9 protein-coding genes and 1 pseudogene are annotated in these 10,122 nt (G+C 63.0%); 1 reads left to right on the forward strand and 9 read right to left on the reverse strand.

The features are described 5' to 3' along the window. Positions 1–564 (reverse strand): amidohydrolase family protein (locus BMZ83_RS15610; protein ID WP_143077022.1); only part of this gene is annotated, 564 nt, incomplete at its 3' end. 252 nt (positions 565–816) lie between these two features. Between BMZ83_RS15610 and BMZ83_RS15615 the strand changes: the two genes are divergently transcribed. After that, positions 817–2,349 (forward strand): M81 family metallopeptidase, encoded by a 1,533-nt coding sequence (locus BMZ83_RS15615; RefSeq protein WP_074880847.1) that lies wholly within the window; start codon positions 817–819, stop codon positions 2,347–2,349. A 358-nt stretch (positions 2,350–2,707) separates the two neighbouring features. Here BMZ83_RS15615 and BMZ83_RS15620 read toward each other — a convergent pair whose 3' ends face one another. The 8 genes and pseudogenes from BMZ83_RS15620 to BMZ83_RS15655 form a co-directional block, all read right to left on the reverse strand. Next, the gene (locus BMZ83_RS15620; protein WP_074880850.1) at positions 2,708–3,157 is read right to left on the reverse strand and encodes a hypothetical protein; all 450 of its coding nucleotides are present in this window, start codon (positions 3,155–3,157) and stop codon (positions 2,708–2,710) included. Further along, on the reverse strand, positions 3,158–4,333 hold the full coding sequence (locus tag BMZ83_RS15625; protein ID WP_074880853.1) for an ABC transporter ATP-binding protein: 1,176 nt from the start codon (positions 4,331–4,333) through the stop codon (positions 3,158–3,160). Next, positions 4,326–5,411, reverse strand: a complete 1,086-nt coding sequence (locus BMZ83_RS15630) for an ABC transporter ATP-binding protein (RefSeq protein WP_074880857.1) — start codon at positions 5,409–5,411, stop codon at positions 4,326–4,328. The genes BMZ83_RS15625 and BMZ83_RS15630 overlap by 8 nt, the downstream gene beginning before the upstream one ends. Beyond that, positions 5,412–6,353: an ABC transporter permease gene (locus BMZ83_RS15635; protein ID WP_074880860.1), complete on the reverse strand. Its 942-nt coding sequence runs from the start codon at positions 6,351–6,353 to the stop codon at positions 5,412–5,414. Between the two features lies 1 nt (position 6,354). Next, positions 6,355–7,338 carry an ABC transporter permease gene (locus BMZ83_RS15640; RefSeq protein ID WP_074880863.1) on the reverse strand — a complete coding sequence of 328 codons (984 nt, stop codon included), beginning with the start codon at positions 7,336–7,338 and terminating at the stop codon, positions 6,355–6,357. A gap of 44 nt (positions 7,339–7,382) precedes the next feature. Then, on the reverse strand, positions 7,383–9,125 hold the full coding sequence (locus BMZ83_RS15645) for an ABC transporter substrate-binding protein (protein WP_074880865.1): 1,743 nt from the start codon (positions 9,123–9,125) through the stop codon (positions 7,383–7,385). A 108-nt stretch (positions 9,126–9,233) separates the two neighbouring features. Beyond that, the gene (locus tag BMZ83_RS15650) at positions 9,234–9,734 is read right to left on the reverse strand and encodes a hypothetical protein (RefSeq protein WP_143077023.1); all 501 of its coding nucleotides are present in this window, start codon (positions 9,732–9,734) and stop codon (positions 9,234–9,236) included. A gap of 53 nt (positions 9,735–9,787) precedes the next feature. After that, a pseudogene (locus tag BMZ83_RS15655) lies at positions 9,788–10,122 on the reverse strand (IS6 family transposase); the annotation flags it as partial.

Here is a 10,122-nt window from a genome sequence, read left to right on the forward strand (position 1 = left end):
GAAGCCGACCGCACCGGCGTCGAGAGCATCGTCGACCAGCTCGGCCATCTCCGCGAGCTCGTCGTCGGTGGGCTCACAGTCGGCCATTCCCAGGACGTTGAACCGCACCGTCCCGTGGCCCACGAGCGTGGCCACGTTCGAGGCGATGCCGTTGGCCTCGACGGCCTCGAGGTAGGCGTCGGTGTCCCCCCACGTCCAGTCCACGTCCACGTCGCCGGCCAGGCCAGAGAGGTGCTGAGCCCACTCCTCAGCGCCGCCCTCGCGGTGCATGGGGGCCATCGAGAAGCCGTCCTGGCCCAGAATTTCGGTCGTGATGCCCTGGCGGAGCTTGGGCGCGAGCGTCGCGTCCGCGAACAGCTCGAGATCCGAGTGCGAGTGCGTGTCGACGAACCCCGGACAGACCACGTCGCCGTCGACGTCGACGGTCGATTCCGCGTCGAGGTCGGCGTCGTCGCGGACGACGCGCTGAATCTGCCCATCGGCGACCGCGACGCTCCCGCGGAACCACGGCGCGCCCGTTCCATCCACGATGCGAGCGTTCTCCAGGGCCAGGTCGGCGGTCATCGTTCGTACTCCCGGTCGGCGCTGGCCTCGGTTGTGGTTCGTGCTGTGTGGTGTGCGTTCATACCACTATCCGCGGCCGGAACACGGTAAGGCTGCCCCCTCTCATGGCGGGTTCGCTGGCGGCTCCCCGCCGCGGGTTCTGTGCTGACACACCGCTATGTGGTGTGAGAACCCCTGTTCACCTGCGCGGTGCGTGAACCCCTGTCCATGATAGGTTCCTGCTTTAACAGTAACCGAGTGAAAGGGCGCCTCATGGCTGACGAGACAGTCGTACTCGGTGGGTTCTCCCACGAGACGAACACGTTCGCGAAGGGGACGACCGGCCGGCCGCTCTTCCAGGAGCGCCGCGAGTACTTCGGCGACGAGATCCCCGAGAAGATGCGGGGCACGAACACCTGCGAGGGCGGGGTCATGGACGTCGCCGAAGACGAGGGAGTCGACCTCCATTACACGGTCTCGGCCTCGGCGACCCCCAGCGGCGTCGTCGCCGCCGACGCCTACGACTTCTACACGGGGAAGATCCTCGAAGGCGTGGAGGCGAAAAGCGACGACCTCGACGGCGTGGCGCTCTGTCTCCACGGCGCGATGGTGCCGGAGGGGATGACCGACGGCGAGGGCCCGCTGGTGCGGAAGGTCCGCGAGCGGGTCGGCCCGGACGTCCCCATCGCGGTGACGCTGGACCTCCACGGCAACATCTCCGACGAGCTGGTCGAGCAGGCCGACACGCTGATCGCCTACGAGGAGTACCCCCACACCGACACGGGCGACACCGGTCGGCGGGCGATGCGGGTGCTCACACGGATGATGCGCGACGGCCTCGAGCCGGCGATGCACATCGAGCGCCCGCCGGTGCTGGCGATGGGGCCGAAGCAGAACACGCGCGAGGGGCCGATGGCGGAGGTGATGGACACCGCCCGGGAGTACGAGGAGCGCGACGACGTCGTGAAGGTGAACGTCTTCCCGGCGTTCCACCAGGCGGACGTGCCCTCGATGAACTTCTCGGTGCCCGTCGTCGCCACGAACGAGGACGCCGCCCGAGAGGCCTCCCGCGAACTCGCGGCCCATATCTGGGAGCGCCGTGAGGACTTCATCGGCGACTATCCCGAACCGCCGGAGGCGGTCAGCCGTGCGAAGGAGATCGTCGCCGACGGCGCCACGGAGGACGGCCCGGTCGTGATGGCCGACGTGGGCGACAACCCCGGCGGTGGGGGCGCGGCCGACGGGACGACGGTGCTGCGCGAGATGCTGGACCAGGAATTGACGAACGCCGGCTTCGCCATCATGCGCGACCCCGACGTCGTGGAGCAGTGCGTCGAGGCGGGCGTGGGCGAGCGCGTGACCGTTGACGTCGGCGGGAAGACCGACGACATGCACGGCGATCCCATCGAGGGCGTCGACGGCTACGTGAAGGCCATCACCGACGGCGAGTTCGAGAACACCGGGCCGATGGGGACGGGCAGCGAGAACCACCTCGGCCGGGCGGTCCACCTCCAGTGCGGCCACGAAGACGGCGTGAGCGTCATCTTGACGGAGAACCGGATGCAGCCCCTAGACGCCGAGATCTGGCGCCACGTGGGCATTCAGCCCGAGCGACTCGATACGCTGGTGGTCAAGAGCACGAACCACTTCCGCGCGGACTACGAGCCGATGAGCTGCGAGGTCATCCCGATAAACAGTATCGGCCTGGTCTCGATGGACCCGCGGAACTTCGACTTCGATCACATCCCGCGGCCGCAGTTCCCGCTCGACGAGATGGCCGCCGAGGAGTATCCCGACTGGGAGTAGGGCGGGTTCGTCTTTCGGAACACGGTTTTGGGTTCGAGAGGACCTGAAAGCCCGGTTCCCCCGGTTTTAGAAGGGAGACACTAAGTCGGAAGAAGAGGGCAGCAACACTCCTGAAAGCCCCTACCCGCTCGGGGAGCCGAGCGGGCAGCCCCTTTCAAAGTCCCACCCACCGCACAGCATCGGGGCCACACGCCTCCCCACCCGATTCACTCCTTCACTCCGTTCAGTCGCTCATCCCTCGCGCTCGGGCCGCGCACGGAGGCGCGCCCGTTTCGCGCCGACCGCATCCGCGGTTGGGGATTTTCGAGGAATCAGGGGCGTTCCCGGTAGCACAGCCAGAGGACGCCAACCCGACCCGCTACCGCGTGATCTCCGCGTACGTGTTCCGCAGGATGTAGCTCACGAACGTCCCCACGAGCAGCAGCGTCGCGGCCAGGAGCGCGAAGATGAACACCTCGCGCAGCCCCCGGAAGTAGATGGCCCGCCGGACGACCGGGTCGGCGTACCAGCCCATCAGCGCCGGGAACGCGTAGACAACGAACCCGACGACGTAGCTGATGAACCCGGCGGCGACGACGCCGAACAGCCGCTCTCCCATCTGCTCGGCGGCCATGTCGATGTAGATACCCAGGACGACGACCCCGACGACGGTGAACCGCGGCAGCGGCAGCGAGGAGACGGGGTGGACGAGCACGTAGCCGACCCAGCAGCCGGCGACGACGCCGACCAGCAGGACGGTCAGGGGCATCCTGACCCGCCGGCTGGCGAGGTCGACGCCGCGGTCGAGCCCCTGACTCGTCTCGCTCATCTACTCGGCGGGGACGTCGGTGCCGTCGTCGGTGTCGGCTCCCTCCTCGGGCTGCACCCGCTCGTGGGGGTTCTCCTTCACGTTCTGGGGAATCGACTCCATCGCCCGGAGCTGCTCCTCGTAGGCCTCGGTGGTCTCGGGCCCGTAGTAGGGGTGACACGCCACCTCCTTCTCGTCGGCTTCGAACCCCTCGGCGGCGTCGATGGGCTCGAGCTTCGGGTCGACGTGGTCACAGATGGCCTCCCGCTCGGGACAGCGGTCCTTGAACCGGCAGCCGTCGGGGAGGTTGATCGGGTCGGGGATGGAGCCCCGGATCTCGACGTGCTCGCGCTCGCGGAACGGGTCCGGTTCGGGTGCAGCGCCGAGCAGCGCCTTCGCGTAGGGGTGAGTCGGCGTCTGGATGACCGACTCGGTCCGCCCCGACTCGATAATGCGCCCGAGATACATGATGCCGATGCGGTCACAGACCTGCCGCAGCAGCGAGAGGTCGTGGCTGATGAAGAGGATGGTCAGGTCCATCTCCTCGTTCAACCGCTGGAGCAGGTTCAGCACGCCCGCGCGGATGGAGACGTCGAGCATCGACACCGGCTCGTCGGCCAGCAGGAACTTCGGTTCGAGCACCAGCGCGCGGGCGATGGCCACGCGCTGTTTCTCGCCGCCGGAGAGCTGGTGGGGGTAGCTCTCGAGGTAACTCTCGACGGGCTCGAGTTCGGCGCGCTCGAGCGCCTCGATCACCCGCTCGTAGCGCTCGTTGCCGTCGCCGATGCCGTGGATCTTCAGCGGCTCGACGACCGCGTCGTACACCTTCATCCGCGGGTTGAGGCTCTCGAAGGGGTCCTGGAAGATGATCTGGACGTCCCGGCGGAATCGCTGGAGCTCCTCGCCGGAGATGTCGGTGACGTCCTCGCCGCGGAACCGGATGGTGCCGCCGGTGGGCTCGAGCAGGCGGATCAGCGTCTTGCCGGCGGTGGTCTTCCCGCAGCCGGATTCGCCGGCCAAGCCGACGATCTCCCCCCGCTCGATTTGCAAATCGATGCCGTCGACGGCGCGCACCTTCTGATCCTTACCTAATAGGCTGTCGATCAGCCCCTCCTGGGCCTCGAAGTACTTCTTCAACCCCGAGCACTCCATCAGGAACTCAGACTCCGATTCGGGCTCGGCATCGTGTTCACTCATCGCCGGCACCTCCAGTGGCGACGACCTCAGAACGCAGCCGCGCCCACGTCTCGCGATCTCCGGCCTCGCGGCGCATCTCGTCGACGATGTCATGGCGGTAGCACGCCGAAGCGTGGTCGTCGCCGACCGATTCGAGCGGCGGGTGCTCCCCGCCACACTCCGCAGTCGCGAACGGGCAGCGTTCCATGAACCGACAGCCCTCGGGGAGGTCAGCGATGTCCGGCGGACTTCCCGGGATGCTGATAAGGTCGGATTGCTCGCCCCGCAGCGTCGGGAACGCGTTCTGCAACCCGAGGGTATAGGGGTTGTACGGGTTCTCGAATATGTCCTTCAGGTTTCCGTACTCCATCAGCTTCCCGGAGTACATCACGCCGAGCCTGTTGCACGTCTCCGCGATCACACTAATGTCGTGGGAGATTATGATCACCGAAATGCCCAGCTCGTCGCGCAACTCCTTCAACCGCTTCAAGATCTGATCCTGTACAATGACGTCCAGGGCGGTCGTGGGCTCGTCGGCGATGATTAAGTCCGGATCGAGCGCCAGCGACATCGCGATGTATGCGCGCTGTTTCATCCCTCCGGAGAACTGATGAGGGTAATCGTCCATGCGCTCGGGGTCGAGCCCGACGGTCTCGAACAACTCGGCAGTTCGCTCTCGGGCCTCGTCGGTCGAGACGTCGCGGTGGGCCTGGATGGCCTCCACAATCTGGGTCGAGATGCGTTGGACCGGATTGAGCGCGTTCATCGCGCCCTGACTGATGAGCGCGAGGTTCTCCCAGCGTAGCGCGTCAAGCTCGCGTTTCTCCAGCTCGGTCAGCTCAATCCCGCGGAAGCGGATGGAGCCCGATGGCACCGCACCGTTGGTAGGTAATAGGCCCAGGACCGCCTGGGCGACCGTGCTTTTGCCACAGCCCGATTCACCCACGAGGCCGAAGATCTCGTCCTCCTGGACGGTGAAGCTGACGTCGTCGACAGCGATCAGCTCGCCCTCGCTCGTGCTGTAGCTCACTGTCAGCCCCTCGGCCTCAAGCAGCGGTGCGTCGTCGTCGAAATCGAAGTTCGCGTTTGCCTGTTTCATTTATTTCTCCTGTAGCTGCGGGTTGACGACCTCCTCGTAACCGCGGCCGACCAGATACGCCCCGGTCACGACCATCGTGATCGAGAGCCCCGGCGGGAACACCCACCACCAAGCCGTGCCGAACGACTGCGTGACGAACGCTCGCTGGAGCATCACGCCCCAAGAGGGGATGGTCGGGTCGCCGAAGCCGAGGAAGGCAATGCTCGCCTGCGCGACGATGGAGTAGCCGACCGCGATGGCGGCGTACAGCGCCGCGAGCGGGATGACGTTCGGGAGGATATGAACCGCCATGATGCGGAAGTCACTCGCGCCTGCGGCCTCGGCCGCCTCGACATACGGCCGCTCGCGGACGGTCAACACCTCCGAACGAACCACCCGAGCGGTCGAAAGCCAGTACAATAACGAGATGCCGAGAATGATGTTCCAGACACTTGCGCCCAGAACTGTCACCAAGACGATGACAAACGGGATGAACGGCAGCCCGTAGAGAACGTCCACGATACGCATCACAATCTCGTCGACCCAGCCGCCGTAGTAGCCGGCGACGAGACCGACGGTCGTTCCGATGATGGCTACCATGAACGCGCCGAGCAGCCCGACGAACATGGCGATGCGCGCCCCCAGCAGTAGTTGAGAGAGCACGTCGTAGGCCGACTCGGTCGTCCCGAGCGGGTGAGCGAGACTCGGTGGTTGGAGTTTCGCCCAGCCGCCGGCGTCTGTGTAGATTCTCTCGTATGGCCCGTATGGAACGATGTAGGGTGAGATCAGAGCGATGACCACATAGAAAATCAAGATGACCAGCCCGGCCACAGCCATGCGGGATTGCGCGAAAATGTGCGCTTGCTCGCGCGCTGAGTTGCGGAGGTTCTCGAAGAACCGCCGCCACCCCTGGCTAGGTTCGCCCTCGCTGTGGGCCACCGAAGAGGAGGTTTCGCCGCTCATCTCAGGTGCCCCCCAGTCTAACCCGCGGATCCAGGTACGTGTACGCCAGGTCCGCGAAGAAATTCATCGAGATGACGATTGTCGAGAGCAGCAGGAACGCCCCCTGGGCAACTGGGTAGTCGCTGCGCAGCGACGCCTTCACCATCTCGCGACCCAGCCCTGGCCACGAGAACACCGTCTCGATTAATACCTGCCCGCCAACGGCGAAGCCGATGGCGATGGCAAACGCCGTCACCACGGGCAACACTGCGTTGCGGGCAGCGTGCCGGAACAGGATCCGTCTGTTCGTCAACCCCTTCGCGCGGGCAGTGTCGATGTAGTCCTCGGAGAGTACCTCCAGCAGGTTGTTGCGCATCAACAACAGCGGCAGTCCGGTGTAATATGTACACAACGTGAACACCGGTAAAACGAGATGATATAGGAAATCCACGCTGAGGAATTTCGAGACGGGGCCACTGTACTGGGCGCCGACGCCCCGCATTCCCCCAAGCGGGAAGAGATTAAGCTTGAACGCGAAGACGTAGAGCACGATCATCCCGGTCCAGAACACTGGTGTCGAGCGTACCAGAAGTACGACTAGCATGCCCGCACGCTCCTTGGATGTTCCCCGTATCCACCCTAGTTGGGCGCCGAGATATATGCCCACCGTGTAGGAGATGAGAAACGCAGTGAGCATCAACGCCATCGTGTTGTAGAACCGGTCGAGAATGAGCGTCTTCACTGTCTGGCCGTAGTAGAACGACTGGCCGAGGTTGAGGTGGAGCAGTTGCCACATGTACAGCAGGTATTGTTTCCAGAGCGGTTCGTTGAGACCGAAATTCTCGATAACCCGTTGGCGGGCTGCCTCGGTCATCCGTGGGCTCATGATGGCCGACATTGGGCCACCCGGAACCATCCGGAACAGGAAGAACAGGATGGTGGCCACGGTGAAAATCGAGATGACCATCAAGAGGAAGCGACGCGCCAGGTAACGTTTGTTGACCATTGATTTCGTGAATGTGGAAAGGATTCGCTAGCAGGACGGCCGGTTCACTCGCCAGTCTTCCCTTCGGGATAGTGGAGTTCGCCGTCCTCGTTCCAAGCGTAGCCGGCATCGTTGAGGATGGTGATGGCACCCTCAACGCCGTTCTCGAAGTATGGCGTGTCCGGGTTATGCCAGAACTTCAGCGTCGGGTTAATCGGCGAGATAGCCTCGTTACCGAAGCCGTCATACAGCTCCTCGATAATGGTTGGCTGGACCCCGGTGATGAGCGCGTTGGTCGCTTGCCGGAACGCCACGTCGTCGAACGGTGGGCGCTCCATATTGACCCAAGTTGCCTGCCGACCCTGGCCGGAGTTCTGCACCATCGAGAGGTGATCCTGCTCGTCAACTGTGTTGCTCAGCTGACGCGGGCTGCCGAACCAGTAGTCAAGCAGGATGTAGTCGCCTTGGATCATCGCCTCCATTTCGGCGTCGCGGGTCGAGAGCGGATTCTGGACACGCGCGTCGATGTTAGGGGCCGCAAACGCGTGCTCCTTGAACGCCGGCATTCTGAATCGAGAGGCCTGATCCCACGTCCCATATTCGAACGGGCCGCTGCCGACGATCGGCATGTCGTCGTTGACGGGGACCTTCCAGGGGGCCTCCTCATTGCCCGTCTCGCTGATGCGCTGCTCCCAGACGTGCTCGGGGAGGATGGGGACCATTCCCAGCGTAAGCGCGATGTATGGTGCGTACGCCTCGGTCAGGTTGAACCGGACGCCGAGTTCGCCAGTCTTCTCGACACTCTCGGTCGTCTGAACGACGTTGTTGATGTACGCCGGCGGTTCGGTCTCCATGATGAGGTTGAACGTGTACACCACGTCGTCGGCGGTGACCGACTCACCGTCGTGGAATGTCATCCCCTCCTTCATCGTCACGTCGAGGGTAGTGCCGTCAGTGTACTCGTACTCTTTCGCCGCCCACGGCGTCATCTGGAGGTCAGGATCGGGACGGAACAGGAAGTCATGCATGAACCGGGTCGGCGTCCAGTTCCGGCTCGGGCCAATGGCGTTGAGGTGGAGGGGGTTGAGCTGGTCACTCGGATCCCAGTTGTTCGTCACCACCACCCGACCGTTCTCGTTGGTCGGTTCCATCTGGGTGTAGTTCCAGATGTTTCGCAGCCCCTTGTCGTTCACCACGATTGAATCCGGGTCGATGGCGTCGCTATTGAACGCGTACGGGGTGACGTTGTACAGGTACTGGTTCTCTGGGCGCTGCTCACCCAGGATCTTCTGGGCCTCATGCACCATTTCCTGACGAGCGTCCTCGTCGGTCTCCCGTCGTTGACCAGCTGCCAATTCGTTGTAGCGCTGGTTGTTGAAGCCGTAGTAATTCAGCGAGCCGTTCTTGTGGAACCGGTCGTAGATGATGCCGTCCGGGTCACCGTTGCTCGCCGTCCAATTGTACGTGACAAGGTGGAAGTCACCCTCCTGTTCCCGGCTGACCAGCACGGTAATCTCCACAGGCTTGGTCTGGACCGGAACACCCAGCTCATCGCGGAACGTCTTGTCGACCAGCGCGTTCGCCTGGTACCGTGCGGCGTAGTAGCGCTCAGTGTTGCTGACGTGGACTTTTTCCCCGATTTTGCGCTCTTCGGGCAGGTCGCTCTCCACGTTCTTACTTCCCGTGCCGGTTCCCTCGCCACCACCGTCAGGATTGGTCTGATCGGAACAGCCAGCAATGCTCACGCTGCCGACCGCTGCGCCGGCAGCACCCATCTTCCGCATGAACTCTCGTCTATTGGTAGCCATGCACACTATCTTTCACCGTTACCTCCACATATAGTGATACCCCAACTATGGAGGGGGCACCAAACGCGGATAAAGGCGCAATAGCAAAACGAAGCCGTACTTATACATTTAGAGAAGATACGCGTTCAGGATGGTGAGGTTATTTCCCAGGCCCTCAACTGCATCGTTGTGGGCCTCAAGCGCCTCGCGCGCGCGTTCAAAGTGGGGCTCGGGATTGGCTTCGATCGCGTCAGGCCTCCCAGCTTCGAGACTATCTAGGTTCGTTTCAACAGCGTCAAGGGCCGCGGTCATCGCCTCGTGGAACTCTTGGAGACGCTCGTTGTGGGCCGCAAGTTTTTCGACGGTTTGGTCGCGGTGGCGTACTGCCTGGTCGACGCTCAGGAACGCTGACTCCTCGGCCAGTTCGTGGATGTTTCCCGTCTCAGCCTCAATCTCTGCTTCAAGTGCCTTGAGAGCGTCCCGCTCGTCGGCGATGGCGGCCCGCGTCTCCGGGAAGCTGTCACTCTCTCCGGCTTCGTACGCCTCGAACTCATCGCGAAACGCCTTGCGCCGCTGTTCGTCACAATCGCCAACCGTCTCAGCGGCGTCGATAATCTCCTCGATTCCCATATGCTGCTTGCTATCGATGAACATGTATGAATCTACCCCTTCCATCATCGTGTTTAGTTAAGCGAATTCCACCAGACGGCGAAGGCTTGCAGCCATGTTTCTGCCGTCGTCGGCTGCACGTTGCTGAAACTATTACTAAACGAAGAAGTACGTCGTTTTACTTCTCTAAATATACGTTCAACAGCATTCCGATTTCCATGACGAACCGTCTGAAATCGGAGCCCTGCTCGGCGGAGTGCTGTCGCTAGATGCTGAGCGTAATCGACGAGAAACACGGCGTCGGAGACGTCGTGTTTCTCCTGCAGCTCCCGCAGAAACTGCTGTGTTAATACGGTCGTAGTGGTCGTAAACAGCCGTATATGCAGGAACTTGTTCGTCTCTGGATCGA

The organism is Halolamina pelagica (genome assembly GCF_900115675.1).
Classification (GTDB): Archaea; Halobacteriota; Halobacteria; order Halobacteriales; family Haloferacaceae; genus Halolamina; species Halolamina pelagica.